Below are 25,407 nucleotides of genomic sequence, written 5' to 3'. Positions count from 1 at the left end.
TCCTCGCGATGAGCAAGATCAAGACCCTCACGACCGTCGTCGTCACCGCTGCGGCGACCACCGCCCTGGTGGCGGCCAGCAGCGCCGGGGCCATCGACTTCAAGCACCTCTTCTCCGGCAGCGGCCAGACCCCGGTGGGTGCCGCCGCGGCAGCCGCCGTCGTGCCGGCCGCCGCCATCGCCCCGCTGCCGCCCGGTGCCGTGCCGGACTACCGCGCCATCGTCAAGCAGGCCGGCCCGGCGGTGGTCGGCGTGATGGTGGCGGGCGAGCGCCAGCCCGACCCGAACGAGGACGGCCCGGACATCGAGAACGACCCCTTCTTCCGCTTCTTCCGCGGCATGCCCGGCTTTCAGCAGCGGGGCGGCCAGCCGCACGGCAAGGTGCCGTTCCGCGGCCAGGGCTCGGGCTTCATCGTCGCCGCCGATGGCCTGATCCTGACCAATGCCCACGTGGTGCGCGACGCCAAGACCGTGACCGTGCGTCTGGTCGACCACCGCGAGTTCGAGGCCAAGGTGCTGGGCACCGACACGGTGACCGACATCGCGGTGCTGCGCATCGCGGCCAAGGACCTGCCGACCGTGCGCCTGGGCGACTCCGACGCGGCCGAGGTGGGCGACCGGGTGCTGGCCATCGGCGCGCCCTATGGTCTGGAGCAGACCGCCACCCAGGGCATCGTCAGCGCCAAGGGCCGCTCGCTGCCCGATGACACCGTCGTGCCCTTCATCCAGACCGACGCCGCCGTGAACCCCGGCAACTCTGGCGGCCCGCTGTTCGATGGCAGTGGCGCGGTGATCGGCATCAACGCGCAGATCTACTCGCAGAGCGGCGGCTTCCAGGGCCTGTCCTTCGCCATCCCGATCAACATCGCGATGAAGGTCAAGGACCAGATCGTCGCCACCGGCCACGCGCAGCACGGCCGTCTGGGCGTGATGATCCAGCCGGTCAACCAGGCCCTGGCCGAATCCTTCGGCATGACCAAGCCCGAGGGCGCGCTGGTCTCCAAGGTGGAAAAGGGCAGCGCCGCCGCCGAGGCCGGCATCAAGGCCGGCGACGTGATCACCCAGGTCAACGGCAAGCCGGTGAGCGATGCCGGCTCGCTGTCCAGCCAGATCGGCCTGTCCGCCCCGGGCGAGAAGGTGAGCCTGACGCTGTGGCGCGACCATGGCAGCAAGACGGTGGAAGCCAAGCTGGGCAAGGCCCAGGACGAGAAGGAAGCCGCCAGCAACGGCGCCGCCGAGGGGCCGCAGCTGGGCCTGGCGCTGCGCAACCTCAGCCGCGACGAGAAGCGCCAGGCGGGTGTGGACGGCGGCCTGCTGGTGGACGACGCCGAGGGCGCGGCCGCGCGGGCGGGCATCGAGGCCGGCGACATCGTGCTGGCCATCAACGGCAAGCCGGTCAAGGGCATGGACGACATCCGCGCCGTGCTCAAGACCCACCCCAAGCAGGTGGCCCTGCTGATCAAGCGCGACGACGAGACCCTGTTCGTGCCGGTGCCGCTGGGCTGAGTTCTCCTGACGGCTACTGCGGCCGCGGCTGCCGCCCGAGCGCCTGGATATAGGCCACCAGCTCCCAGATCTCCTCCTGTGAGAACGCTTTGCCCCACGGCGGCATCACGTCAGTGCCGCGGCGGCCTTCGCTGATGGTCTTGAAGGCGGTCTCGGGTGTCAGGTCAGTGCGGCCCTTGAACGGCGGGGTCTTGCCGCCCTCGCCCTCGCGGCCATGGCAGTAGGCCGCACAGGTCGAGCCGAAGCGCGCCTTGCCGGAGGCGATGCGCGCCGGATCGAGCAGGTCGAAGGGCGGCGCCGGGGCCGAGGCGGCCACCGGTGGGGGGGGATCGGAGGGCAGCGTCACATGCGCCTGCGCTTGCGCCCAAGATGCCACCCCCAAGGCCACGACCGGCCACTGCAGGCATTTCCTCATCACGTCACATCCTCGTTCATCGACAGCAAGCACTGAAAAAGGGGGAGGAAAGCCCCACGGCCTTCCTCCCAAGGGCGACGACGGCGGTGAGCCGTCCCTCTGAACAAACGTCGCGCTGGCTCACTCCAGCGAAAACACGATCAGCGCCGACCCGCCGGGCAGGTCGCGGATCTGCGGGAACGCGCCGGTCAGGAAACCCGGTGCGTGGGAGCCCAGCCCGGTCGGGATGGCGATGTACTGCTTGCCGTTGACGGCGTAGCTCACGGGGCCGCCACGCGCGCCCGAACCGGCGTTGAAGCGCCACAGCTCCTTGCCGTTGTCGGCATCGAAGGCGTACAGGACGCCGTGCATGTCGCCAGTGAAGACCAGGCCGCCACCGGTGGCCAGCACGGCGCTGAGCGGCGGCATGTCGAAGCGCACCTTCCACGCCTGCTTGCCGGTGAGCGGGTCGAACGCCCCCAGCCAGCCATCGGCCTTCTTGCCCGGCGGATCGGTGAGCTGGATGTCCGACAGGCCCAGCGCCAGCCCGCCGATGCCGGGCACCGGCCCCTGCTTGGCGCTGGCGACGATGTTGCACACCTCCATGCCTTGTGAGTACCAGAGCCGCGTCTTCGGGCTGTACGCGCCCGCATTCCAGCTGCGCGCGCCCAGCAGGTTGGGACAGTGCAGCTTTTCCTTCCCGGTCTCGGGGTACATGGGCTCGATCGGCAGGCCCGTCTTCACGTCCACGCTCTTGGCCCAGTTCATGTTCTCGGTGTACTGCCAGGCGTTCTTCATCGCCCCGCTGTCCTTGTCCATCACGTAGACAAAGCCGTTCTTGTTCAGGTGGACCAGCGAGGTGCCCCCCTTGCCGTCGGGCACCAGCAGCGCCTCGTAGGCCGCGTCGAAGTCCCAGGTGTCTTGCGGCACCTCCTGGCGGTACCACTTCACCTTGCCGGTCTTCGGGTCGAGCGCCAGCAGCGTGGCGGTGTAGAGGTTGTCGCCCTCGCGGCCGTCGTGGTTGAAGTCCGGCGAGGCGTTGCTGGTGCCGATGTAGATCGTGTCGGTGGTCGGGTCATAGGTTCCCGGCAGCCAAGCCGAGCCACCGCCACGGGTGCGGCTGTCGCCGGGCCAGCTCTTCGGGTCATCGCGCGGCACCTCGAAGGTCCAGGTGCGCTGGCCGGTGTCGGCATTCACGGCGAAGATCTTGCCGATGATGGGCTGGTCGCCGCCGGTGGTGCCGCCGAACAGCGTGTCGCCGGCCAGCTGCGGCGGCGACGAGAACAGCGCGCCGTAGTCCTTCTTCTGGTCACTGAGCTGGGTGGACCACACCTCCTTGCCCGTCTTCTGGTCCAGCGCGACGAAGCGGCCGTCCAGCGTGCCGACGAACACCTTGCCGCGCCCGACGGTCACGCCGCGGCTGGCGGATTGATAGAACACCTCCTTGACGATCGGATCGAGCTTGGCCGTCCAGCGCCACAGCACCTTGCCGGTGGCGGCGTCGAGCGCGAACACGTTGTTGTCCGCGGCGATCGTGTACATCACGCCATCGATGACGATCGGCGTGGCCTGCAGGCCATGCGTCACCGCGCCGGGCTGGTGGACCCAGGCCACCCTCAGCTTCTTGATGTTGCCCTTGTTGATCTGGTCCAGCGGGCTGTAGCGCCAGGCGTTGTAGCTGCGGTGGTACTGCGGCCAGTTGTTTGGATCGTCGATCCCCGGGTTGGCCGCACCCGCTGTGGACGCGACGAACGTGGTGAGCATGGCGAGCAGCCCCAGCCGGCTCGTGAACTTCTGCATGGATGTCTCCTGGTATGTGGATCGCGCGGATCGGTGCCGCACGGCCTGGATCCGCAGCTTCCATGCCAATGGCCAGAGAGGACGTGGGAGGCCACCAAACGTCCTTGAACACGGCCCAAACCCGCCCTTGCATTGAGCATCTGTCGCAGATCGACTGTCGCTGCTCGCGACACCTGTCGCAGCGCGGACAGGGCCTTCACACGAGGAGCGACACGCTGCGACGCCACCCCATCGTCGCCCTGTCGCCGTGGCATGGAGGCTGCAGAAGGGCTCGGGCTCACGGTCCGTTCGGGCCGGGGCGCAGAACCCACCCCATGAGGAGACATCCATGAAGAACCTTCACCGCTCACTGCTGGCCATGGCCGCCATCGCCGCCTTCACTGCCCCGGCCCTGGCCGATTCGCAGGTGCAACTCTTCGGCATCGTCGACGCAGGCCTCTTGAGCCAATCGAAGTCGCGCACCGGCGGCAGTCAGACCCGTGTCGAGACCAGCGGACTGCGCCAGAGCGTCTGGGGCCTGAAGGGCAGCGAAGACCTGGGCGGCGGCCTGAAGGCCTTCTTCAACCTCGAGTCGCACTTCGACGTGGACACCGGCGCGCTGCATGGCAGCGGCGACACCGCCGGCTCGGGCACCATCATGTTCCGCCGACAGGCCAACCTCGGCCTGTCGGGCGACTGGGGTTCGGTGACGATCGGCCGCCAGTACGGCCCGGCGCTGCTGGCGCACCTCGGCACCGAACCGCGGGCCTTCAAGGAGCAGTTCTCCAATCTCTACGCCTGGGCCTACAACCAGCTCGAGCCGCTGGCCGGCAGCACGGCGGTGAACACCAACAACGACGTCGGTATCTTCTTCAAGAACGCGATCCAGTACCGCAACACGCTCGGCCCGGTGACCTTCGGCGTGCTGTATTCGCTGGGCGAGCAGGCCGGAAACACCTCGAAGAACACCGCCTATGCGGTGGGCGCCGCGTACAACGGGCCGGTGGTGCTGTCAGCCTCGTACCAGGCCATGAAGGACCTCACCACCGGCAATCGCAACATCGAGCACGCGGGCCTGGGCGGCGCGGTGCCGTTCGGTGCCTTCACGTTCAAGATCAACTGGCTGCAGGGCAAGAACAGCAACTCCGATGGCCTGCCCACCTCCAGGGTTGATGCGTACAGCGGCGGTGTCGACTGGAAATGGAGCCAGGCCAACACGGCCACGCTGGCCTACTACGACGACAAGGACAAGCGCAACAGCGAGGACCACACGCGCAACCTCGTGCTGAGCAACGACTACGCGCTCTCCAAGCGCACCACGCTGTACGCGCAGGCCGCCTTCGTCGACGCCAAGTCGCAGGCCAGCCTGAAGACCAGCATCGTCGCCGACGGCAGCTTCGCACCCGGGCAGAAGACGACGTTCCTGAACGTGGGCATCAACCACACGTTCTGACGCCCCGGCGAACCGGGCCGGCCGCACCGCACGGTGGGGCATGCCCGGGATGCCGAGCCGCAGCGCCGGCGCACATCCCCGCTCACAGCAGGTGCGGCGGCGTGATGTCGTGGCGCTTCATCTGCCGGTACACCGTGGCGCGGCAGATGCCCAGCGCCTGCGCGGCGGCCGTCACGTTCCACTTGTGCTGCTTCAGGGCCGACAGCAGCCGCGTGCTGCCAAGCTCGTGGCCCGCGTCCCCCGCCGGCACTGCAGGCCGTTCGAGCGCCAGCCGCGCCGGGCCGGCCTGCGTGCCGCGCAGCACCTGCACCGGCAGGTCGTCCACCGCGATCAGGCCGTCACGACTCATTGCCACGGCATAGCGCATCGCGTTGCGCAGCTCGCGCACGTTGCCCGGCCAGTCGTGGCGCATCAGCGCCTGCAGGGCAGGCCCCGAAAGTGTCACATCGCGGCCGAGGCGTTCCGCCTCTTCGGCGCAAAGGCGCTCGATCAGGTAGCCGAGGTCAGCGCGCACGCGCAATGGCGGCAGCTGCAGCACGGCGCCGGAGAGCCGGTAGTACAGGTCTTCGCGAAAGCTGCCGTCGAGCACGCGGTCGCACAGGTCACGGTGCGTGGCGGCCATGACGTTGAGCTGCACCGGCACCGGCCGCTCGGCCCCGATCGGCAGCACCTCCTGTTCAGAGAGCACGCGCAGCAAGCGTGTTTGCAGGTGCAAGGGCATGTCGCCAATCTCGTCGAGGAACAGCGTGCCGCCGTCGGCCTGCAGGATCAACCCCTTCGCACCCTTGGCGCGGCCACCGGTGAAGCTGCCGGCGGTGTAGCCGAAAAGCTCGCTCTCAATCAACGAATCGGGGATGGACGCGCAGTTGACGGCGACGAACGGCTTGTCGCGCCGCCGGCTGTGCGCGTGCAGCGCGCGCGCCAGCACTTCTTTGCCTGATCCGGTCTCGCCGAGCACCAGCAGGCTCACCCCGTGATCCACCAGCCGCTTGCTGCGGTCGATCAGATCGCGAATCTGCGCGTCGCCGCCGCCGATGGCATCCAGTGCGGTCGCGGCCGGCGCGCTGCCCTCCGACCGGGCCCCCAGATCGATCGACGGCTGCGGCCGCACAGCCGCCTGAGGCCGCAGGCGCGGTGCGATCACCGCCGGGTAGTAGTGCTCCTGCAACTGCGTCCAGAGCCCCGACATCTCCTTGGCCGTGCCACCCCGGGCCATGGCCCACAGACTGTCGACCCCGAGCCCGACCACCTCGTCCAGCGCACGGCCAACCAGCTCGATCCCCGAGGTGCAGCTGCCGTTGCTACCGCCGAAGCGGCGCCGCGCGCCGGTGTTCGCGCCGACAATGCAGCCCTCCTCGTCGAACGCGAACATCACCTCACCCGACACCTCGACCAAGCCGCACGACTTGCCCAGCCGCAGCACCCCGTGGCGGGCGAAGGCGCGCAGGAAGTTGGCGTCCTCGATCATCTGCGCGTACATCGAGGTGAGGTGAAACACCAGGTGCTGGCTTTCGCGCGCCTCGGGCGAATGCAGCGCCGACACGTCCAGCACACCCAGCAGCTGGCCATCTGGCGCGAACAGCGGCGACGAGGTGCAGGTCAGCGCGATGTGCGTGGCGTCGAAGTGCTCTGTCTGGTGGCAGGTGATCGGCACTTGCTCGATCAGGCAGGTGCCCACGCCGCAAGTGCCGGCATGCGCCTCATTCCAGTCGGCGCCCAGATAGAGGCCAGCGGCCTTGAGCTGCTGTTCCGAAGCGGGGTTGCCGATGTAGTCGACCGCGATGCCGTCGGCATCGGTGAGCAGCAGCATGTAGCCCAGATCGGCGACGCGGCGGTACATCTCCTCCATGCCGGCGCGGGCCACGCGCAGGAAGCTCTCCATGCGCTGCTGGTGCTCGCGCAGTTGGCCCGAGGGCAGGATGCGCGCCGGCGTCGGCCGCGCCGGGTCAAGGCCGTGCTGCCTCATGCAGCGAGTCCATGAGTCGTAGAACAGGTTGCCCTTGCCCTCCGAACGGCTCGGCTGCAGCCCGACCGAGATCACATTGTCGATGTGGCTGGACAGGGCATTGCGCATCGAGACTCCTTCGTTTGGGTGCGCTTGGTTCCATCCGTGCGGCTAGCGCCGCCGGCGATCATCGGCCCTGCCGGGATTCCCGCCATGCGTACTAACCCGTTGAAAATACGGGACCATTCCGGAATTCCGGCAGGGCTGCTGAATGGCCTTCCCAAGCCGTTTCAGACAGGGTGCGCCACCGCGTTGACAGGCCGATCGTGCTGGTGCCGCCGGGCGGAGCGGCCGTCACATCCTGTCACGCCTGGGGGGCGGACCACGTCACGGAACGGGGGTACAAACCCGGTCCGGGGCGGTGCCCGCCCCCCGTTTTTCCACCGTGACAGGACAATCGATGACACGCTTGATGCGCGCCCGCCTGCGTGCGGGCCTGGCCGGCCTGGCGCTGGCCTGCACCCTGGGCGGCCTGGCCCAGCCCGCCGCCGCCTCCCCCAGCTGGGCCACCGACGTGGCCGGCGGCCAGGACCACCCGCTGCTGCAGCGTTACTCCGACGCCTGGCTGATCGCCTACCAGCAGCAGTCCTTCGCCCAGACCACCTTCCCCGGCAAGCTGGGCCTGGACAACAAGAACCACTTCCTGGCCCCGGTGACGGTGGAAGGACAGGTCACCCGCCTGGTCTACCTGGCCCCGGTGGGCAAGACGCCGCTGGAGGTGCATCGCAACTACGAGCAGGCGCTGGCGGCCGCTGGCTTCAAGGCCGTGGTGAGCTGCACACCCAGCCAGCCCCAGTGCGAGAAGATGCGCTACGGCTTTGTCGACGAGCGCTACGACCAGCTCAAGCAGGCCAACTTCGCGGCCAGCCGTGACCGCCAGTCCGACCCCAAGCTGGCCGATGCGATGCGCAGCCTGGGCGGCGTGAACATGGTGGGCACCGAGGACCTGTTCTTCACCTATGGCACGCTCAGCCGCAACGGCGCCACCGTGCATGTGATGGTGAACACCGGCAAGATCTACAGCAGCCCCTTCGTGGGCACCTACATCGAGATCGCCGAACCCAAGGCCATGCTGGGCGGCCAGGTCACCGTCAACGCCGACGCGCTGAAGAACAGCCTGCAGGCCGAGGGCAAGATCGCGCTCTACGGCATCTACTTCGACACCGGCAAGGCCGAGCTCAAGCCCGAGTCCAAGGCCCAGCTCGACGAGATGGCCCGCCTGCTCAAGGCCCAGCCCGCGCTGAAGGTCTACATCGTCGGCCACACCGACAACCAGGGCGCGCTGGCCGCCAACCTGACGCTGTCGCAGCAGCGCGCGCAGGCGGTGGTCGACGCGCTGGTCAAGCAGTACCAGATCCCGGCCGCCCGCCTGTCGGCCCAGGGCGTGGCCAGTCTGGTGCCGGTGGCCGCCAACGCCGCTGAGGCCGGCCGGGCCAAGAACCGCCGCGTCGAGCTGGTCGTGCAGTGAGGCCCGCCGCCCTGGAGCGCAGCGCGCTACACTGCGCCTCGCTCCGGGGTGCGCGCGCAGCGCTGAGAGGGTGACCCACCCAACCCGAGAACTTGATCCGGTTCGTACCGGCGGAAGAAGAGCGCTAGACCCACCCTGAGGGCGTGGTCCGTGGCTCGGGCGCGAGCCCGGCCGTGGCCCCGCCCGCATCAGCCGGGGCGGGGCGGTCTCCGGAGCAGTCCATCTGTTCCTTTCAGGAGACCGCCATGAACGCGCCCGAGAAGCCCCCCTTCGCCTCCCTGCTGGCCCAGGCCTGCGCGCCCTTTCCCGCCTCGCGCAAGGTGCATGTGCCCGGCACGCTGCACCCCGGCGTGGCCGTGCCCATGCGGGAGATCGCGCTGAGCAACGGCGAGCGCGTCACCGTCTACGACACCTCCGGCCCCTACACCGCACCGGGCTTCACGGCCGATGTGCGCACCGGCCTGCCGGCGCTGCGCGCGCCCTGGCTGGACGCCCGCGGCGACACCGAGCCCTATGCCGGCCGCGCCCCGCAGGCGGTGGACGACGGCGACCGCCGTGACACGCCGGATGCCGAACGCCTGCAGGCCCTGCGCCAGCAGGCTGCCGGCCTGCAGCGCACCCCGCGCCGCGCGCGCGCCGGCCAGTGCGTGACCCAGATGCACTACGCCCGCCGCGGCATCGTCACGCCGGAGATGGAGTTCGTCGCGCTGCGCGAGATGGGCCGGCACGAATGGATGCAGGCCTACGGCGGAGACGCCGAGCGCGAGGCCCGGCTGCGCGGCGACGCGCGCGGCGCCCGCATCCCGGAGCTGATCACCCCCGAGTGGGTGCGCGACGAGGTGGCGGCCGGTCGAGCCGTGATCCCGGCCAACATCAACCACCCCGAGCTGGAGCCCATGGCCATCGGCCGCAACTTCCGGGTCAAGGCCAACGCCAACATCGGCAACTCGGCCGTCAGCTCCGGCATCGACGAGGAAGTGGAGAAGCTGGTCTGGTCCACCCGCTGGGGCGCCGACACGGTGATGGACCTCTCCACCGGCCGCCACATCCACACCACCCGCGACTGGATCCTGCGCAATTCGCCGGTGCCCATCGGCACGGTGCCCATCTACCAGGCGCTGGAGAAGGTGGGCGGCGTGGCCGAGGACCTGAGCTGGCCGATCTTCCGCGACACCCTGATCGAGCAGGCCGAGCAGGGCGTGGACTACTTCACCATCCACGCCGGCCTGCGCCTGCCCTTCATCCCGCTGACCGCCAGGCGCCGCACCGGCATCGTCTCGCGCGGGGGCTCCATCCTGGCCAAGTGGTGCATCACCCACCACCGCGAGAACTTCCTCTACACCCACTTCGCCGAGATCTGCGAGATCCTGCGGGCCTATGACGTGAGCTTCTCGCTGGGCGACGGGCTGCGCCCGGGCTCGCTGAGCGACGCCAACGACGAGGCCCAGTTCGCCGAACTGCGCACCCTGGGCGAGCTCACGCAGATGGCCTGGCAGCATGACGTGCAGACCATGATCGAGGGCCCGGGCCATGTGCCGATGCACCTGATCCAGGCCAACATGGACGAGCAGTTGAAGCACTGCCACGGCGCGCCCTTCTACACCCTGGGCCCGCTGACCATCGACATCGCGCCCGGCTACGACCACATCGCCAGCGCGGTGGGCGCGGCCATGATCGGCTGGATGGGCACGGCCATGCTCTGCTACGTCACGCCCAAGGAGCACCTGGGCCTGCCCGACCGCGAGGACGTCAAGCAGGGCCTGATCGCCTACAAGATCGCGGCCCATGCGGCCGACGTGGCCAAGGGTCACCCCGGCGCCCGCGCCCATGACGACGCGATGAGCCAGGCCCGCTTCGAGTTTCGCTGGGAGGACCAGTTCAACCTGGGCCTGGACCCGGACACCGCGCGCAGCTTCCACGACGAGACCCTGCCCAAGGATGCGGCCAAGCAGGCCCACTTCTGCTCCATGTGCGGGCCCAAGTTCTGCTCGATGAAGATCAGCCAGGACGTGCGCCAGTTCAGCGCCGAACAGGAGGCCGCCGCCGAAGAGGGCATGGCTGCCAAGTCGGCCGAGTTCAAGGCCGCGGGCGGCGCGCTCTACATCCCCATCCGGCCGGAGGCCTGAGATGGCGCGCACCTCACGACCCCATGCCGGCATTGCCGGCGCGGGCGTGCTGGGCCGGCTGCTGGCCTGGCGCCTGGCCCATGCGGGCTGGCGCGTCAGCGTGGTGGACCCGGCGCCCGACGCCCTGGCCCCGGCCCGCGGCAGCCTGTTTCACGCGCCCCATGCGGCCGGCTTCACCGCCGCCGGCATGCTCAGCCCGCTGGCCGAGCTGGACCAGGCCGAGCCCGCCGTGGCGGCGCTGGGCTGGCGCTCGCTGGACCTGTGGCAAGCCATCGCCCGTCGGCTGCCGGCCCGCGCCGATGCGCCGCAGGGCCTGGTGCGCCGCCAGGACAGCCTGCTGCTGGCCCACCCCAGCGACCTGGGCGCGGCCCAGCGGGTGCTGGCCCGGCTGGAAGCCGCCCGCGCGCAGGACCCGGCCTGGCCTGCCGCCCAGCCGCTGGACGCCGAAGCCCTGCAGGCCCTGGAGCCCGCCCTGGCCCCGCGGCTGTGGGGCTGGCGCCTGCCCGGCGAAGGCCAGGTGCTGGGCCCGGCCCTGCTGGAGGCCCTGGCCGCCGACGCGCCCGGCGCGGCCTGGCACTGGGGCCGGCGGGTGACCGATGTGTCCCCGCACCGTCTGACGCTGGACGACGGCCAGGGGCTGAATGTGGACCTGGCCATCGACGCCCGCGGCCTGGGCGCGCGGCCGGAGGCCGAAGCCCAGGCTCAGACCCTGAGCCCATCCGACCCGCACGCCACCGACCCGCGTCCCACCCTGCGCGGTGTGCGCGGCGAGGTGGTCTGGCTGCACGCCCCCGGCGTGCCGCTGCAGCGCCCGCTGCGCCTGCTGCACCCGCGCCACCGCGTCTACCTGGTGCCCCGGCCGGGCGACCTGGTGCTGCTGGGCGCCAGCGAGCTCGACAGCGAGGACCGCTCTCCCGTCAGCCTGCGCAGCGCGGTGGAGCTGATGGCCGCCGCGCACAGCGTCATCCCCGAGCTGGCCGAGGCCCGCATCGTCCACCTGGAGGCCAATCTGCGCCCGGCCCTGCCGGACCACCGGCCCTGGGTGCAGAGCGCGCCGGGCTGGCTGGCGATCAACGGCCTGTTCCGCCACGGCTGGCTGCTGGCCCCGGCGCTGGTGGAGCAGGCCCTGACCGGGCTCGGTCTGCCAGCCTTCACGCCCAATCAGGAGGCCGCCCATGCCTGAGCCCACGCCCACCGTGTCCCTCAACGGCGAGCCGCGCCCCTGGCGGCCCGGCCTGAACCTGGCCGACCTGCTGGCCACCGAGGGCCTGGCGCCCGAGGCCGTGGCCAGCGCGGTCAATGCCGACTTCGTGCCCCGCGGCCAACGCGCCGACACCCGGCTGCAGCCGGGCGACGCCATCACGCTCTTTCAAGCCATCGTCGGAGGCTGAGGCCCATGTCCCCCGAAACACTCGACTCCCCCTGGACCGTTTACGGCGTGCCCCTGCGCAGCCGCCTGCTGCTGGGCACCGCCGGCTACCCCTCGCCCGAGGTGCTGGCCCGCGCCCTGGCCGCCAGCGGCGCCCAGGTGCTCACCGTGGGCCTCAAACGCACCCTGGCCGGCGGCGACAACGGCTTCGTCGCCGGCCTGCGCGCCCACCTGCGCGAGCACGGCGGCCACCTGCTGCCCAACACCGCGGGCTGCCGCAGCGCGCGCGAGGCCATCGCCCTGGCCCGCATGGCGCGCGAGCTCTACGACACCGCCTGGATCAAGCTGGAGGTGGTGGGCGACGAGCACACCCTGCAGCCCGACCCCTGGGAGCTGGTGCAGGCGGCCGAGCTGCTGGTGCGCGAAGGCTTCCAGGTCTTCCCCTACTGCACCGACGACCTGGTGGGCTGCCAGCGCCTCTTGGACGTGGGCTGCCAGGTACTGATGCCCTGGGCCGCGCCCATCGGCTCGGGCCAGGGCCTGCTCAACCCCTTCGCGCTGCGCACCCTGCGCGCCCGCCTGCCCGGCGTGCCGCTGATCGTGGACGCCGGCCTGGGCGCGCCCTCGCACGCGGTGCAGGCGCTGGAGCTGGGCCTGGACGGCGTGCTGCTCAACTCCGCCGTGGCCCATGCGGGCGACCCGGTGCGCATGGCCGCGGCCTTCGGCGCCGCGGTGCGGGCCGGCCGCGCGGGCTTCGAGGCCGGCCTGATGGCGCCGCAGCCCATGGCCGTGGCCAGCACCCCGGTGGGCGGGCGGCCCTTCCTGATCGGCTGAGCGCGGAATGACGACCGACTTTCCCATTCGCCCGCGCATCGCCAGCGTGGCCGGCACCGACAGCGGCGGCGGCGCCGGCCTGTCGGCCGACCAGCGTGCCGCCCAGGCCTTCGACACGCACCTGTGCCCGGTGGTGGCCGCCGTCACCGCCCAGCACAGCCGCGCGGTGCGCCATGTCGAGGCCCTGTCCCCCACCCTGCTGCAGGCCCAGCTGGACGCCCTGGCCGAGGACCTGCCGCCCGCGGCCCTCAAGACCGGCCTGCTGGGCAGCGCGGCCAACGCCCGCGTGCTGGCCCGCTGGGTGGACGCCCAGCGCCGCCACCAGCCCGACCTGGCCCTGGTGGTGGACCCGGTGCTGCGCGCCTCCACCGGCGCGCCCTTCGCCGACGCCGAGCTGTTGGCCGCCTACCGAGAGGAGCTGCTGCCGCGCGCCACCTTGGTGACCCCCAACCGGCGCGAGGCCGCGGCCCTGCTGGGCCAGCCGGATGAGGCCGGACCCGAGGCCCTGCCCGCCCAGGCCGCCGCGCTGCGCGCGCTGGGCGCCCAGGCCGTGCTGCTGACCGGCGGCGATGCGCAGGACGAGACCCAGGCCCTGGACTGGCTGGACAGCCCGCAGGCCCGCGGCGGCCTGGCCCATCCGCGCATCATCACCCCGCACAACCACGGCACCGGCTGCACCCTGGCCACAGCCGCCGCCGCCGCACTGGCGCGGGGCTTTCCGGTGGCCGATGCCGCGGTGCTGGCCAAGCTGCTGACCACCCATGCGCTGTGCCAGGCCGGCCCGCAGGGCGCGGGCGCCGGGCCGGTCTGGGCCACGCCCGGCTGGGGCCAGCCCGGCGTCACCCTGCCCACGCTGGGCTGGGACGCGCTGCCCCCGGCAGCGAGCGAGGCCCCGGCCCCCCCGGCCTTCGCCCCCGGCCTCTACGGCATCGTCGACAGCGCCGAGGCCGCCCTGGCCCTGCTGCGCCAGCCCGGCCTGCCGCTGCGCCACCTGCAGCTGCGCTGCAAGGCCCCGCCCACCGGCGCCGATGCCGCCTGGCACGCCGCACTGGCCGAGACCATCCGCCGCTGCCTGCCGGTGGCCGAGGCGGCCGGCGTCACGCTGTGGGTCAACGACCACTGGGAGACCGCGCTGGCCGCCGGCGCCCGCGCCCTGCACCTGGGCCAGGAGGACTGGGCCGGCCTGGGCCCCGCGCAGCGCCGCCGCCTGCAGCAGGCCCGCGCACGCGAGGGCGTGGCACTGGGCCTGAGCAGCCACAGCGTCTGGGAACTGGCGCGCGCGGCCGGCCTGCGGCCCAGCTACATCGCCTGCGGCCCCGTGTGGCCCACCACCACCAAGACCATGCCCTGGCGCCCGCAGGGCCTGGACAACCTGGCCTGGTGGGCTGCCCTGTCACCGGCGCCGGTGGTGGCCATCGGCGGCGTGCTGCAGCCGGACCAGGCGCGCATGGCGGCCGCGGCCGGCACCCACGCGGTGTGCCTGGTGCGGGGCCTGGCCGGCGCCACGCCGCAGGCACTGCAAGCCTGGCAGCAGGCCTGGCAGGACGGCCGACAGCCCCGCCCCAACGGTGCCCCCGGCGCGGCCCCGGACTGGCCGCATCCCAGCCTGGCCCCGACGCCCTGAGCCGGGACGCGCGCGGGGCACGGCCATGGGTGTCGGCCCCGGTGCGATAAGCTGGCTTCAGCGCCTCGCGTCCGGGGCGAAAGGCAGATGCCGTGCCCCAAGCGACCGAGATCCCCACGCCACACCCGGTGCCCCCCTCCCCGGAGGCCGCCCGCGCAGGCCGTGCCATCGGCGCGATGTTTTTCAGCGTGTTTGGCGGCTTGTGGATCGTTCTCGGGCTGGCCATCGCCTTTGCACACCCGCCCGTCTGGGTCTGGCTGCTGCCCGCGCTGCCGGCGCTGGCCCTGCTGGGGCGCGCCCTGTCGGTCCACCGGCGCCACCGCGACGCCCTGGCCGCACTGGAGGCGCAACCCGAAGCGAAACAGCGCGCCAAGCGGTTCCACTGGATCAACGGCGGGCAGTGGATCGCGATCTTCGTGCTCGGCAACGCCCTGAAGTGGCTGGGGCTGGGCGCCTGGTTCATCCCCATGGTGATCGCGGTGGTGGGCCTGCACTTCCTGCCGTTGGCCCGGCTGTTCCGCTACCCGCCCCACCAGCTGACCGGCTGGGCACTGATCGCGCTGGCCATCCTGGCCCCGCTGGCCACCGGCCGGCCCGACAACGCCTGGGGGCCGCTGGGCACCGGCCTGATCCTGTGGGCCAGCGCCGCCTGGGCGCTGTCTCCACGGGCCGTGCCGGCGCCGACGCGCGCCCACGCGGGCGCCTGAGCGAACCGGCACCATGGATTTCGGCCCCCTGCCCCTGCTCACCCCCCGCCTGCGGCTGCGCCCGGTGCAAGCGGGGGATGCGGCCGACCTGTACGCCATCTTCTCGGACCCGCAGACCCTGCGCTACTGGAGCAGCCCGCCCTGGACCACACTGGACCAGGCCCACGAAATGATCGCCGGGGACGAGGCGGCGCTGGCCGCCGGCGAAGCCCTGCGCCTGGGGCTGGAACGCCGAGAGGATGACCGGGTGATCGGGGTGTGCTCGCTGTTCAGCTTCTCGCGGCAGAACCGTCGCGCCGAGATCGGCTATGCCCTGGCCCGCGATGCCTGGGGCCAGGGCTGGATGGACGAGGCCCTGCGCGCCCTGGTGACCCACGCCTTCGGCCCGCTGGGCCTGCACCGGCTGGAGGCCGACATCGACCCGCGCAACAGCGCCTCGGCCCGCTCGCTGCAGCGGCTGGGCTTCCAGGAAGAGGGCCGCCTGCGCGAACGCTGGATCGTGGCCGGCGAGGTCTCCGACAGCGGCCTGTGGGGCCTGCTGGCCCGCGACTGGGCGGCGCGTTCGTGAGCCCTCGGCGTCCGGCCGGCGCTGTCCCCTGATCTGGTTACACTTCGGACGCGCCATGACCGAGCCGTCTCCGCCCCCCGCCAGCCGCTACCGCCTGCAGGACCTGCTGGGACAGGGCGGTGCCGGTCAGGTGCGGGCGGCCTGGGACACCTGGCTGGACCGGCCGGTGGCCATCAAGACCGTGCCCCGCCAGAGCGGGATGGACGGCTGGCGCGAAGCGCGCCTGACGGCCCGCCTGCGACACCCCGCCTTCGTGGCGGTGCACGAGGCCTGGGACGAAGGCGAGCAGGTGCACATCGTGATGGAGCGGGTGCACGGACAGACGCTCAAGCAATGGCTGGCGGACCATGGCGCCGCGCCGGTGGCCGACGCCTGCGACTGGATGCAGCAGCTGGCCCAGGCCTTGGCAGAAGCCCATGCGCAAGGGCTGGTGCATGGCGACCTCAAACCCTCCAACCTGATGCTGGAGGAGCCTGCCACCGACAGCCCCACCCCGCCCGACGCCAGCCGCACCTCGGCCCGCACCCGGCTGCGCGTGCTGGACCTGGGCATCGCCCGGCGCATCGACCCGCTGGCCACCCAGAGCCAGGCCGCACCCGGCCCCTATGCGGGCACGCTGGCCTACATGGCCCCCGAGCAGCTGCGTGGCGAGGCGCCGACGCCCGCCAGCGACCTCTACAGCCTGGGCCTGGTGCTGCTGCAGTGCCTGCTGGGCCACCTGGGCGAGGACGGCCCGCCCAGCCTGGCCCAGGCCTGGCGGCGGCTGCAGGGCGACTGGCCGGACTGGGCCCTGCGCGACGCGCAAGATCGGGACCGCGCGCAGCAATGGCCCGCCGGGCTGCCTCCGCTGCTGAGCGCACTGCTGGCCGCCGATCCGGCCCGCCGGCCGGCCGGCATGGCGGAAGTGGCCCAGACCCTGGCGCAGGTGATGAGCCAGCCCGCAGCGGACCCGCGGCCCGGGGTGGCGACAGCACCGCCCGCCCGCCCACCCGGTCCCGCTCCGACCCGGCGCTGGGTCTGGGCCGCCGCCCTGGGCGGCCTGCTGGTGCTGACGGCGGGCGGTGCCCTCTGGTGGCTGCGCGGCCAGGGGGCCGCCCCCACGGCCGCCCAGCAGCTGGCCGACCTGCAGCAGGCCGAGGCCTGGATCAACGAGTTCGACGATGCCGACGCGCTCGACCGCGCGGTGTCCGCGCTGGCGCGGCTGACCGCGCAGGCCCCGCAGAGCGCCCCGGCCGCGGCGCTGCGCAGCCTGGCCCTGAGCCTGCGGCACTGGCAACGCACCGGGACCGACCCGGCCGATGACCTGCGCCAGGCCGGCCAGTGGGCTGACAAGGCCCTGGCGCTGGACAACCAGCTGGCACGCGCCCACCTGGCCAAGGCCTTGCTGCTGAACCAGCAGAAGCGGGGCGACGAGGCCCTGGCCCAGTTCGACCAGGCCCGGCTGCTGGACCCGCAAGACGTGCTGGTGGTGGCCTGGACCGCCACCCAGCTCAACAGCATGGGCCGCTTCGACCAGGCCCAGGCCCTGCTGGAGCCCGCACTGGCCGCCCACCCGCTGGCCGCGCCGCTGCTGGACGAGTGGGGCACGCTGAAATTCCGCCGCGGCGACTACGCCGGGGCCGAGGCCGCCTACCGCCAGAGCCTGGCCGCGCGCCCCACCGACAGCGTGGCGGCCTTCAGCCTCAGCGGCATGCTGATGATGCAGCAGCGTCTGGACGACGCGCAGAGCGTGCTGCAGCAGGCCCTGCGGGTGCGGCCGCACTACAAGCTCTACCAGAACCTGGGCAGCGTGCTGGCCCTGCGCGAGCGCTGGCCCGAGTCGGCCGAGGCCACCCGACAGGCCCTGGCCCGCTGGCCGCGCAGCTATCCCAATGCCGATGCCCAGGCCAATCTGGCCGAGGCCCTGATGCACCTGCCTGGCCAGGAGGCTGAGGCGCGGACCGCCTGGTCGCTGGCCCTGGACAGCGCCCGCAAGCAGACGGCCGACCACCCGGACAACCCCGGCTGGGCCATGCGCCGGGGCATCTATGCCGCCCGCGCCGGCCAGGGGGCGGAGGCGCTGGAAGCGTCGATGCGGGCGGTCACGCTGGCCCCCGGGGACCCGGAGGCGCTGTACTACGCGGCGCTCAGCCAGTCCCTGGTGGGCACGCCCGCGGCCGCCCGGCAGCTGCTGGGCCAGGCGCTGGCCAAGGGTTTTCCGGCCGAGATGGCGGCCCAGGAACCCACCCTGAAGCCGCTGCTGCCGGCGCCCAAGCCCGCCCCCCAGGCAGCCGCCAGGCCAGCCCGATCCTGACCCCTGCGGCGCGCCCGCCGCAGTCCGTGCTCAAGATTTCCGGTGGACGCTCCGATGTCCCGGGTTCGGCCGCCCTGGCCGCATGCCCTGGAGCACTGACACATGAGCGACAACACCCTCCCCTGCAGCTACGTGCTGCGGGTCAGCTTTGACGCCGACCAGCTGGGCAACCAGCTCGTCTGGGCCATCACCGACGCCGAGCCCGACGAGCCCAACGCCTACCAGCGCACCGGCTGGGCGGCCGGCGGCCTGCAGTTCGCGCAGGGAGACACCCTGGGTTTCGAGGTGGTGGGCTATGGCGACCCGACCACCTTCGCCGGCTTCACCATCACCGACGCCACGCTGATCACCCTGCCGGCGCCCTACCTGCGCCCGCTGTTCTCGCCCTCGCCCTTCGACTGCGATCAAGCCACCTTCGACCTGGACGACTTCAACCCGACCAGCTGCGTCGTGGCCCAGAACCTGAAGATCTGCTCGGCGCGCTCGCCCGAAATCCTGCCGGTGGTTGAACCCACCGGCATCTGGAAGTTTTCCTTCGTGGTGACGGTCGAGATCAGTCGCATGGACGGCGGTGTGGAAACACGGGTCTTCAGCTTCGACCCGATGATCGCCGTGGGCAAGGACTGGCCCTGAGCGTGCCACCCCGGCGGCGCCCGCGTTCAGCCCAATGCCAGTTCGTAGCGGCCCGGCCACTCGCCGGCCCGCACGCTGATCACCGCCTGGCGGTCGGACAGCACCAGCGTGCCGGTGGTGTGCCCGCCGATGACCGCCACCACCGTGTAGGAGGCTTCCGGCTCACCGGGCGAGGCCCCGTCGGACCAGGGCAGGCGCAGCGTGCCATGGGGCGGCAGACGGGCCAGCACCTGCTCCCCCTGGGTGACCAGGATATGCACGAGATGCGCGGTGGTGTTGCACAGGGTGAGGGCACACATGCGGAGTGACATGGCTGGAAGGCGGTGGGCGGATGTGCCCTTCCTCTTCAAATGCCGTGCCAGCCCGCTACCATCGGTTTGCCCCTTTTCCAGCCCTGTGGGCGGGGAAAATCGGCCCCATTGACACGTGATCTCCCGCTGTGACGTGTCACAACCCGCCATTGACACGTCCACAGGCCGCCGTGACGTCCCTGCTTTCCCCCGAACTGACCCAGACCTTCACCGAAACCGGTACCGGCCCGCAGGCCGCGCCGGCCTGGGTGTTGACCGTGATCTGGCACCCGGACCTGCAGCGGATGGGCGAGCAGGCGGTGCTGAGCCCGGACACGCCGCTGGCCCTGAACCGCTACCAGCCCCTGTTCTCGCCCCTGCAGGCCGCCGCCGGCTGGGCCCAGCCCCTGCTGCACGCCAGCATCTCTCGCGCCAGCCTGACCTTGAAACTGGGGGGGGACAGCCTGACGCTGAGCCCCGAGGACGAACGGGTGCGGGCCGAGTGGCAGGGCCAGGCCCTGACCGGCCCCCGCACCGTGCCGCTGCCCGCGGAGGGCGACAGCGCGGTGATCCAGCTGGGCAAGCGGGTGCTGCTGTGCCTGCACCGCGCCCACCAGCTGCCGGTCACCGACAACCCGCTGCTGCTGGGCGTCAGCTCGGCCATGGAGGGCCTGCGCCGCCAGGTGGCGCGGGTGGCCGCGGCCGCGCTGCCGGTGCTGGTGCGCGGCGAGTCCGGCACCGGCAAGGAGCGGGTGGCGCAGTCCCTGCACCGGCTCAGCCCCTGGGCTGCCGGGCCCTGGGTCACCGTCAACATGGCCACCCTCAGCGAGGGCCTGGCCCCGGCCGAGCTGTTCGGGGCCGCACGCGGGGCCTACACGGGCGCCCAGGTCGCCCGCACCGGCCTGTGGGCGCAGGCCGATGGCGGCAGCCTCTTCCTCGACGAGATCGGCGACTGCCCCGCCGCCGTGCAACCCATGCTGCTGCGGGTGATCGAGAGCGGCGAGTTTCGCCCGCTGGGCGCCACCCAGCCGCTGCGCAGCCGGGCCCGCCTGATCGCCGCCACCGACCGCCCGCTGGAGACCAGCGGCTTCAACCTGCCGCTGCTGCGGCGCCTGCAGACCTTCACCCTCTCCACCCCCAGCCTGCGCAGCCGGCGCGAGGACCTGGGCGTGCTGGCCCGCCAGGCCTGGCTGGACACCGGCGCCACGCCGGACGACCTGGCCGAGATGCCGACCGAGCTGGCCCGCGCGCTGTGCCTGCACGACTGGCCGGGCAATGTGCGCCAGCTCGAACAGGCCATGCGCCGCCTGGCCCTGGACCACGCCGCCGGGCTCTGGCCCTCGGTGGAGGCGCTGCTGGGCGAGCCGCTGCGCCTGCCCCCAGACCCGGCGCCCCCCCACCCGACCGCGATGACCCCACCGCCCGCGGCCCCGGTCCTGGCCGCGGCCGACGACACCGAACCCGGCCTCCCCCCCGCGGAGCCCCTGGCCGCGCCGCGCGCCCGCCAGAGCACCGCCGGCATCGACCGGACGATGCTGCTGCAGGCGCTGGACGCCCACGGCTGGCAGCTCAAGGAGGCGGCCGAGGCCCTGGGCGTCTCCCGCCCATCCATCTACAACCTGATGGCCCGCTGGCTGGACACGCCGCCGGCCGAGAGCCTGGCGGCCGAGCAACTCACCCCCTTGCTGGCCCGTCCGGACGCCACCCTGGCCGCGATGGCGCGCCAGCTGCAGGTCCCGCGCGAGGCCCTGCGTCGCCGCCTGCGGGCCCTGGGCCTGCCGCGCCCGCCGGACGATACGGACACCGACACCGACACGATGGAATAAACCGCAGGCCCGCCGTGTTCATGCAGGACCCGACACTCTTTTACGAGGCCCTGCCATGAAGCGTTCCCCTGCGACAGTCCTGCCCGTCCTGACCAGCCTGTGCGCCCTGGGCGCCAGCCTGCTGCTGCCCGCCGCAGCCCTGGCCGCCCCACCGGCCGCCCCCGCCGTGGCCATGGACGGCGTGCTGGTCGATGCCAGCCACATGACGCTCTACACCTTCGACCAGGACAGCGCCGGCAGCGGCAAGAGCAACTGCAGCGGCCCCTGCGCCACCAACTGGCCGCCCCTGCTGGCCCCGGCCGGCGCCAGCGCCCAGGGCGACTGGACGCTGGTGATGCGCGACGACGGCGCGACCCAATGGGCCTACATGGGCCGCCCGCTCTACCACTGGGCCAAGGACCAGAAGCCCGGCGACCGGACGGGCGATGGCGTCAAGGGCGTCTGGCACCTGGCCAAGCCCTGAGCCGTCCGATGGACGACCTGCGCCCCGAGGCCATGGTGCCGCTGCTGCCGCGGCTGCGGCGGCACGCCCGGCTGCTGACGGGCCAGGCCGCCCGCGCCGATGACCTGGTGCAGGACACCGTGGAGCGCGCCTGCCGCAAGTGGGCGCTGTTCAGCCCCCGCGGCGAGATGCCGGCGGCCCTGCTGGCCTGGCTGCTCACCCTGATGCACCACCTCTACCTGAACGGCCTGCGCGATGGCCGCGAGCACCTGATGGAACCCTGGGACGAGGACCAGGGCCCGGCGCTGCTGCAGTCCGACCCCACCCCGGCGCTGGGCCATGCGCTGGACCTGCAGCGGGCGCTGGCCCGGCTCACGCCGGCCGCACGCGAGGTGCTGCTGCTGGTGACGGTGCAGGAGTACAGCTACCGCGAGACCGCCGAGATCCTGGACCTGCCCATCGGCACCGTGATGTCGCGCCTGGCCCGCGCCCGCGAGCAGCTGCGCCAGCGGCTGGACCCGACCGCGCCCCGGCAGGCGCCCCACACCCCACCGCTGCGGGTGGTGAAGTGACACCCATGGACACCGAGCACCCCGACGATCTGACGCTGCAGGCCTTTGCCGATGGTGAGCTGCGCCCCGAGCAGGCGGCCGCCGTGGCCGACTGGCTGCAGCAGCACCCCGCCGAGGCGGCCCGCGTGATGGGCTGGCAGGCCCAGCGCGCCCAGCTCCAGGCCTTGGGCCGCGAGTGGCTGGACGAGCCGCTGCCCGCGCCCCTGCAGGATCGCCTGCGCGCCGCGCTGCGGCCGGTGGACACGCCACGGCCCGCCGCGCCTGCGCGCGGCTTCGGCCGCTCGCCCTGGCCGATGGCCCTGGCAGCAGGCCTGCTGCTGGTGCTGGGCGCGGGCAGCGGCTGGTGGGCGCGCAGCCAATGGCCGGGGGGGGCCGCAGCGCCCCAGCTGGCCGTCCTGCCCGCTTACGTGCAGGACGCGGCCATCGCCCACGCCGTCTTCACCCCCGAGCAGCGCCACCCGGTGGAGGTGGGCGTCGGCGAGCAGGCTCACCTACTGCAATGGCTCTCGCGCCGGCTGGGCATGCCGCTGCACACGCCGGATTTCAGCGCCCAGGGCTTTGCGCTGGTGGGCGGGCGCCTGCTGCCGGCCGGGGCGGGCGAGGCCACGCCCCCGGCCCGCGCCCAGTTCATGTACCAGGACGCCCAGGGCGCGCGGCTGACACTGTATGTGTCCGTGCTGCCGCCGGGCCCCCAGGCGCCGGCCGGCTTTGGCCAGACGCAGGCCGGCGACACCCGCAGCTTCTACTGGCGCGAGGGCCGCCTGGGCTATGCCCTGAGCGGCCCGGTCAGCCAGCCCCGGCTGGACGCCCTGGCCGAGCTGGCCTACCGTCAGCTGGCCCCGGCGCCTGGGGGATCCCACCCCTGACGGGAGCCTCATGCTGCAGCGACAATGCGGCTCTTTGCTGCGCAGTTCCCGAGGCCGCCCATGCGTCACCTGTTCGCCCTGATCGCCCTGCTGCTGGCCACCGTGGCCGGCGCCGCCACCCCCGCCCTGCCCTATGACGAGCAGGCCGATGCCCATGCCGCCGTGCAGCAGGCCCTGGCCCAGGCCCAGGCCGCCCATGTGCCGGTGCTGCTGATCCTGGGGGCCAACTGGTGCGGCGACTGCCGCGCCCTGGACCAGGCCATGCACAGCCCGGCCAATGCCCAGCTGCTGGCGGCCAAGTTCAAGGTCGTCAAGGTGGACGTGGGCAACTTCGACCGCAACCTGGACATCGCGGCCGCCTACGGCAACCCGATCAAGAAGGGCATCCCGGCCGCCGTGCTGCTCTCGCCGGACAACAAAGTGCTTTACGCCACCCAGGGCGGCGAGCTGGCCAATGCCCGGCGCATGAGCGAGACCGGCATCACCGAGTTCTTCGAACGCGTCAGCGGCGCCCACTGAGCCCGCCGGCCCCACCGCGATGAGCTCCCGTTCCCACTCGCTGTTCCTGCCGCTGGCCCTGATCGCCGTCGGCGCCTATTTCCTGCTGGCCCGCCTGGGCTGGCTGCCGTCCCTGAGCCACTGGTTCAACCACTGGTGGCCGGTGGCCCTGATCGTCCTGGGCGTCGTGCTGCTGCTGCGCCGGCTGAGCTGACCCGACCGGAGCCTGCCCATGCTGATGCAACTGCTGCGCCACGTGCACTACAAATCCGTCGGGATGGCGATGATGGTCACCCTGCTGCTCGATGGTCTGAGCGGCATCCTGCTGACCCTCTTCATGGGCCGCAAGGCGCTGGCCCCCGGCGCCGACCACGCCGACCTGCAGCAGGCCTTCGAGGCCGTGGTGCAGGAACCCGCCTACCTGGGTGCCTCGCTGCTGCTGGGCTCGGCCACCACGGTGCTGGGCGGCTACCTGGCCGCGCGCATGGCCGGCCGGCTGCCCTACCTGAATGCCGCGGCCTATGGCGCATTGGGTCTGATCCTGATGTTGCTGATGGGCTCATCCGACAGCCCCTGGTGGTTCACCCTGGTCGGGTGGCTGAGCACCGTGCCGCTGGCCCTGGTGGGTGGCCATGCGGCCAAGCGGCAAGGCGGCGCGGACGCCGGGTCGGCGCCCCGCGCCTGAGGCCGCCCGGTCGGTGGACCGGGGCGACCACCGGGCTCAGCGCAGGCTGCGCACGCCGCGGTAAATGCGCAGCACGCCCTGCTGGCTGAGGCTGTCGCCGTAGAGCCCGGAGCCCGTGATCAGGTCCATCACGCCGTCGCCGGTCACGTCACCGACCTCCAGGCTGATGCCGACCTCGTCACGGGAGTTGCGCTGCCCGTACACCTTGTAGATGTTGGTGGTGTCCAGGCCGGTGGCGCTGCCATGGTAGATCCAGATGCCGCCCGGGAAGGGCTCGGTGGGATCGTTCGGCCGGGCATTGTCGGCCGTGCCCACCACCAAGTCGGGGCGCCCATCGCCGTCGAAGTCACGCCCGCCCAGCATGTTCATGCCGAAGTAGGACATATTGCCGCTGTTGGGTTGGATGATCTGGGTGCGACCCGAGGCCGCAATGCCATTGGCCGAGCCATAGAACACCGTGATCAGACCGAAGTTCTTGGTGTCCTGGAAATAGCTGGGGGCGGCCACCGCCACATCGGGGTAGCCATCGCCATCCACGTCCCCCAGCACGGCCACGCTGTTGCCGAAGCCATCGCTGTCGGCCAGCGCGATGGGCGCAAACAGGGTCTCGGCCTTGGTGTTGGCGTAGCCACTCGCGCTGCCACGGTAGATCCAGGCCATGCCGGGAATGCCGCCCACAGGGCTGCTGGCCCCGACCAGGATGTCCGGGATGCCGTCGCCGTTGGTGTCGCCCACCTCGAAGACGCGGCCGAAATAGGTCCAGGGCCCCGCGCCAGTCAGCGTGGACACGGGCGTGGTGGCCAAGCCGCTGGCCGAGCCCTTGTAGATGGAGATGGCCCCCAGGTTGTTGTTGGCGCCGATGGCCGAGACGGCGATGTCGGCATAGCCATCGTGGTTGAAGTCACCCAGCGCGCGGATCTTCCAGCCGAAGAAGGAGTTGCTCGAGGGCCCCTCCAGCACCTGCGAAGGCGTGGCCGGCAGGCCCTTGGCCGAGCCCAGGAAGACCAGCACCGCGCCGTTGTTGGCCACGGCCCCGGACTGGTTGTAGGCGCCGACCACCAGATCGGGCCAGCCGTCGCCGTTCACGTCGGCCACCACCGGCGATGAGCCGACCTGGGCCCAGTCCATGGTGCCCTCGTAACGCCAGCCCGCCGTCTTGGCCGGGCCCTTGCGGCTACCGTAGAAGACCTCGACAGCGCCGCGCTGCGTGCCCTGGGCCGTGGTGGCCGAGCTCACGATCAGGTCCTTGAAGCCGTCCTTGTTCAGGTCGCCCTGCGCGTTGATCATCCCGCCGAACTGCGCGTTCTCGATCGGCCCTTCCACCACCCAGTCCGGCTGATGCGTCAGGGTCGTCGCCCCGGCCCAACCGCCCATCCCTGCCATGGCGGCCAGCGCCAGCGCCGCGCGCCCGGCCTTGTTCACATTCAACTGCATGTCCTCACTCCTCGTGTTGCCGCGACGGCCGGCCCT

24 protein-coding genes and 1 riboswitch are annotated in these 25,407 nt (G+C 72.0%); of the genes, 19 read left to right on the top strand and 5 right to left on the bottom strand.

All coding sequences use genetic code 11. The features are described 5' to 3' along the window. The first annotated feature begins 8 nt into the window (after positions 1 to 8). On the top strand, positions 9 to 1,505 hold the full coding sequence (locus M0L44_RS20170) for a DegQ family serine endoprotease (protein ID WP_252771985.1): 1,497 nt from the start codon (positions 9 to 11) through the stop codon (positions 1,503 to 1,505). A 13-nt stretch (positions 1,506 to 1,518) separates the two neighbouring features. Here M0L44_RS20170 and M0L44_RS20165 read toward each other — a convergent pair whose 3' ends face one another. Beyond that, positions 1,519 to 1,821, bottom strand: a complete 303-nt coding sequence (locus M0L44_RS20165) for a c-type cytochrome (RefSeq protein WP_234409442.1) — start codon at positions 1,819 to 1,821, stop codon at positions 1,519 to 1,521. A gap of 219 nt (positions 1,822 to 2,040) precedes the next feature. After that, positions 2,041 to 3,699, bottom strand: coding sequence for a pyrroloquinoline quinone-dependent dehydrogenase (locus M0L44_RS20160; RefSeq protein ID WP_252771984.1), 1,659 nt, complete (start codon positions 3,697 to 3,699; stop codon positions 2,041 to 2,043). A 328-nt stretch (positions 3,700 to 4,027) separates the two neighbouring features. Here M0L44_RS20160 and M0L44_RS20155 point away from each other — a divergent pair, with 328 nt between their 5' ends. Then, the gene (locus M0L44_RS20155; protein ID WP_252771983.1) at positions 4,028 to 5,131 is read left to right on the top strand and encodes a porin; all 1,104 of its coding nucleotides are present in this window, start codon (positions 4,028 to 4,030) and stop codon (positions 5,129 to 5,131) included. An 82-nt stretch (positions 5,132 to 5,213) separates the two neighbouring features. On the opposite strand, the gene M0L44_RS20150 is transcribed toward M0L44_RS20155, so the two are convergent. Then, positions 5,214 to 7,205, bottom strand: coding sequence for a sigma-54-dependent Fis family transcriptional regulator (locus tag M0L44_RS20150; protein ID WP_252771982.1), 1,992 nt, complete (start codon positions 7,203 to 7,205; stop codon positions 5,214 to 5,216). A gap of 331 nt (positions 7,206 to 7,536) precedes the next feature. On the opposite strand from M0L44_RS20150, the gene M0L44_RS20145 reads away from it, so the two are divergent. From M0L44_RS20145 to M0L44_RS20100, 10 genes are all read left to right on the top strand, one after another. Beyond that, the gene (locus M0L44_RS20145) at positions 7,537 to 8,604 is read left to right on the top strand and encodes an OmpA family protein (protein WP_252771981.1); all 1,068 of its coding nucleotides are present in this window, start codon (positions 7,537 to 7,539) and stop codon (positions 8,602 to 8,604) included. A gap of 34 nt (positions 8,605 to 8,638) precedes the next feature. Beyond that, a riboswitch (TPP riboswitch) is annotated at positions 8,639 to 8,740 on the top strand. 109 nt (positions 8,741 to 8,849) lie between these two features. Continuing rightward, positions 8,850 to 10,730: a phosphomethylpyrimidine synthase ThiC gene (gene thiC / locus M0L44_RS20140; protein ID WP_252771980.1), complete on the top strand. Its 1,881-nt coding sequence runs from the start codon at positions 8,850 to 8,852 to the stop codon at positions 10,728 to 10,730. A 1-nt stretch (position 10,731) separates the two neighbouring features. Next, the gene (locus tag M0L44_RS20135; protein WP_252771979.1) at positions 10,732 to 11,913 is read left to right on the top strand and encodes an FAD-dependent oxidoreductase; all 1,182 of its coding nucleotides are present in this window, start codon (positions 10,732 to 10,734) and stop codon (positions 11,911 to 11,913) included. Continuing rightward, on the top strand, positions 11,906 to 12,121 hold the full coding sequence (gene thiS, locus M0L44_RS20130) for a sulfur carrier protein ThiS (protein WP_252771978.1): 216 nt from the start codon (positions 11,906 to 11,908) through the stop codon (positions 12,119 to 12,121). Before M0L44_RS20135 ends, thiS begins: the two co-directional genes overlap by 8 nt. 5 nt (positions 12,122 to 12,126) lie before the next feature. Further along, positions 12,127 to 12,933 carry a thiazole synthase gene (locus M0L44_RS20125; protein WP_252771977.1) on the top strand — a complete coding sequence of 269 codons (807 nt, stop codon included), beginning with the start codon at positions 12,127 to 12,129 and terminating at the stop codon, positions 12,931 to 12,933. 7 nt (positions 12,934 to 12,940) lie between these two features. Further along, positions 12,941 to 14,557, top strand: a complete 1,617-nt coding sequence (locus M0L44_RS20120; protein ID WP_252771976.1) for a PfkB family carbohydrate kinase — start codon at positions 12,941 to 12,943, stop codon at positions 14,555 to 14,557. A 128-nt stretch (positions 14,558 to 14,685) separates the two neighbouring features. Then, positions 14,686 to 15,264, top strand: a complete 579-nt coding sequence (locus M0L44_RS20115; RefSeq protein WP_252771975.1) for a hypothetical protein — start codon at positions 14,686 to 14,688, stop codon at positions 15,262 to 15,264. A gap of 13 nt (positions 15,265 to 15,277) precedes the next feature. After that, complete coding sequence (locus M0L44_RS20110; protein ID WP_252771974.1) at positions 15,278 to 15,832, top strand: GNAT family N-acetyltransferase; 555 nt, start codon at positions 15,278 to 15,280, stop codon at positions 15,830 to 15,832. A gap of 55 nt (positions 15,833 to 15,887) precedes the next feature. Continuing rightward, a complete protein-coding gene (locus tag M0L44_RS20105) occupies positions 15,888 to 18,125 on the top strand; it encodes a serine/threonine-protein kinase (protein ID WP_252771973.1) in 2,238 nt (745 codons plus the stop codon). Positions 18,126 to 18,227: 102 nt separating this feature from the next. Continuing rightward, positions 18,228 to 18,758 carry a hypothetical protein gene (locus tag M0L44_RS20100; RefSeq protein WP_252771972.1) on the top strand — a complete coding sequence of 177 codons (531 nt, stop codon included), beginning with the start codon at positions 18,228 to 18,230 and terminating at the stop codon, positions 18,756 to 18,758. Positions 18,759 to 18,784: 26 nt separating this feature from the next. On the opposite strand, the gene M0L44_RS20095 is transcribed toward M0L44_RS20100, so the two are convergent. Then, positions 18,785 to 19,069 carry a hypothetical protein gene (locus tag M0L44_RS20095; RefSeq protein WP_252771971.1) on the bottom strand — a complete coding sequence of 95 codons (285 nt, stop codon included), beginning with the start codon at positions 19,067 to 19,069 and terminating at the stop codon, positions 18,785 to 18,787. A gap of 170 nt (positions 19,070 to 19,239) precedes the next feature. Here M0L44_RS20095 and M0L44_RS20090 point away from each other — a divergent pair, with 170 nt between their 5' ends. Genes M0L44_RS20090 through M0L44_RS20060 form a run of 7 tightly spaced genes read left to right on the top strand, consistent with a single transcriptional unit; the run spans position 19,240 to position 23,937 of the window. After that, entirely contained in the window at positions 19,240 to 20,874 is a 1,635-nt protein-coding gene (locus tag M0L44_RS20090; protein WP_252771970.1) for a sigma-54-dependent transcriptional regulator, read from the top strand. 55 nt (positions 20,875 to 20,929) lie between these two features. Further along, positions 20,930 to 21,337 (top strand): COG4315 family predicted lipoprotein, encoded by a 408-nt coding sequence (locus tag M0L44_RS20085; RefSeq protein WP_252771969.1) that lies wholly within the window; start codon positions 20,930 to 20,932, stop codon positions 21,335 to 21,337. Positions 21,338 to 21,345: 8 nt separating this feature from the next. Beyond that, complete coding sequence (locus M0L44_RS20080; RefSeq protein ID WP_252771968.1) at positions 21,346 to 21,888, top strand: RNA polymerase sigma factor; 543 nt, start codon at positions 21,346 to 21,348, stop codon at positions 21,886 to 21,888. A gap of 5 nt (positions 21,889 to 21,893) precedes the next feature. Next, positions 21,894 to 22,754, top strand: coding sequence for an anti-sigma factor family protein (locus M0L44_RS20075; protein WP_252771967.1), 861 nt, complete (start codon positions 21,894 to 21,896; stop codon positions 22,752 to 22,754). 60 nt (positions 22,755 to 22,814) lie between these two features. Then, entirely contained in the window at positions 22,815 to 23,273 is a 459-nt protein-coding gene (locus M0L44_RS20070) for a thioredoxin family protein (protein WP_252771966.1), read from the top strand. A 19-nt stretch (positions 23,274 to 23,292) separates the two neighbouring features. Then, entirely contained in the window at positions 23,293 to 23,466 is a 174-nt protein-coding gene (locus M0L44_RS20065) for a LiaI-LiaF-like domain-containing protein (RefSeq protein WP_252771965.1), read from the top strand. Positions 23,467 to 23,484: 18 nt separating this feature from the next. Beyond that, positions 23,485 to 23,937 carry a hypothetical protein gene (locus M0L44_RS20060; RefSeq protein ID WP_252771964.1) on the top strand — a complete coding sequence of 151 codons (453 nt, stop codon included), beginning with the start codon at positions 23,485 to 23,487 and terminating at the stop codon, positions 23,935 to 23,937. Positions 23,938 to 23,973: 36 nt separating this feature from the next. Here the strand turns inward: M0L44_RS20060 and M0L44_RS20055 are convergent, their stop codons facing one another. Beyond that, complete coding sequence (locus M0L44_RS20055; RefSeq protein WP_252771963.1) at positions 23,974 to 25,371, bottom strand: FG-GAP-like repeat-containing protein; 1,398 nt, start codon at positions 25,369 to 25,371, stop codon at positions 23,974 to 23,976. Positions 25,372 to 25,407: the final 36 nt, after the last annotated feature.

The sequence above is a fragment of the Ideonella oryzae genome (assembly GCF_024055665.1).
Taxonomy (GTDB): domain Bacteria; phylum Pseudomonadota; class Gammaproteobacteria; order Burkholderiales; family Burkholderiaceae_C; genus Ideonella; species Ideonella oryzae.
This window is presented reverse-complemented; position numbering and strand designations above follow the sequence as displayed.

Bases quoted from the DNA above. Each gene is read 5' to 3' on its own strand.
- M0L44_RS20170 (WP_252771985.1), top strand. From the start codon at position 9: ATGAGCAAGATCAAGACCCTCACGACCGTCGTCGTCACCGCTGCGGCG.
- M0L44_RS20055 (WP_252771963.1), bottom strand. From the start codon at position 25,371: ATGCAGTTGAATGTGAACAAGGCCGGGCGCGCGGCGCTGGCGCTGGCC.
- M0L44_RS20150 (WP_252771982.1), bottom strand. From the start codon at position 7,205: ATGCGCAATGCCCTGTCCAGCCACATCGACAATGTGATCTCGGTCGGG.
- M0L44_RS20120 (WP_252771976.1), top strand. From the start codon at position 12,941: ATGACGACCGACTTTCCCATTCGCCCGCGCATCGCCAGCGTGGCCGGC.
- M0L44_RS20075 (WP_252771967.1), top strand. From the start codon at position 21,894: ATGGACACCGAGCACCCCGACGATCTGACGCTGCAGGCCTTTGCCGAT.
- M0L44_RS20080 (WP_252771968.1), top strand. From the start codon at position 21,346: ATGGACGACCTGCGCCCCGAGGCCATGGTGCCGCTGCTGCCGCGGCTG.
- M0L44_RS20160 (WP_252771984.1), bottom strand. From the start codon at position 3,699: ATGCAGAAGTTCACGAGCCGGCTGGGGCTGCTCGCCATGCTCACCACG.
- thiC (WP_252771980.1), top strand. From the start codon at position 8,850: ATGAACGCGCCCGAGAAGCCCCCCTTCGCCTCCCTGCTGGCCCAGGCC.
- M0L44_RS20100 (WP_252771972.1), top strand. From the start codon at position 18,228: ATGAGCGACAACACCCTCCCCTGCAGCTACGTGCTGCGGGTCAGCTTT.
- M0L44_RS20085 (WP_252771969.1), top strand. From the start codon at position 20,930: ATGAAGCGTTCCCCTGCGACAGTCCTGCCCGTCCTGACCAGCCTGTGC.
- M0L44_RS20125 (WP_252771977.1), top strand. From the start codon at position 12,127: ATGTCCCCCGAAACACTCGACTCCCCCTGGACCGTTTACGGCGTGCCC.
- M0L44_RS20145 (WP_252771981.1), top strand. From the start codon at position 7,537: ATGACACGCTTGATGCGCGCCCGCCTGCGTGCGGGCCTGGCCGGCCTG.
- M0L44_RS20065 (WP_252771965.1), top strand. From the start codon at position 23,293: ATGAGCTCCCGTTCCCACTCGCTGTTCCTGCCGCTGGCCCTGATCGCC.
- M0L44_RS20155 (WP_252771983.1), top strand. From the start codon at position 4,028: ATGAAGAACCTTCACCGCTCACTGCTGGCCATGGCCGCCATCGCCGCC.
- thiS (WP_252771978.1), top strand. From the start codon at position 11,906: ATGCCTGAGCCCACGCCCACCGTGTCCCTCAACGGCGAGCCGCGCCCC.
- M0L44_RS20070 (WP_252771966.1), top strand. From the start codon at position 22,815: ATGCGTCACCTGTTCGCCCTGATCGCCCTGCTGCTGGCCACCGTGGCC.
- M0L44_RS20095 (WP_252771971.1), bottom strand. From the start codon at position 19,069: ATGTCACTCCGCATGTGTGCCCTCACCCTGTGCAACACCACCGCGCAT.
- M0L44_RS20110 (WP_252771974.1), top strand. From the start codon at position 15,278: ATGGATTTCGGCCCCCTGCCCCTGCTCACCCCCCGCCTGCGGCTGCGC.
- M0L44_RS20105 (WP_252771973.1), top strand. From the start codon at position 15,888: ATGACCGAGCCGTCTCCGCCCCCCGCCAGCCGCTACCGCCTGCAGGAC.
- M0L44_RS20135 (WP_252771979.1), top strand. From the start codon at position 10,732: ATGGCGCGCACCTCACGACCCCATGCCGGCATTGCCGGCGCGGGCGTG.
- M0L44_RS20060 (WP_252771964.1), top strand. From the start codon at position 23,485: ATGCTGATGCAACTGCTGCGCCACGTGCACTACAAATCCGTCGGGATG.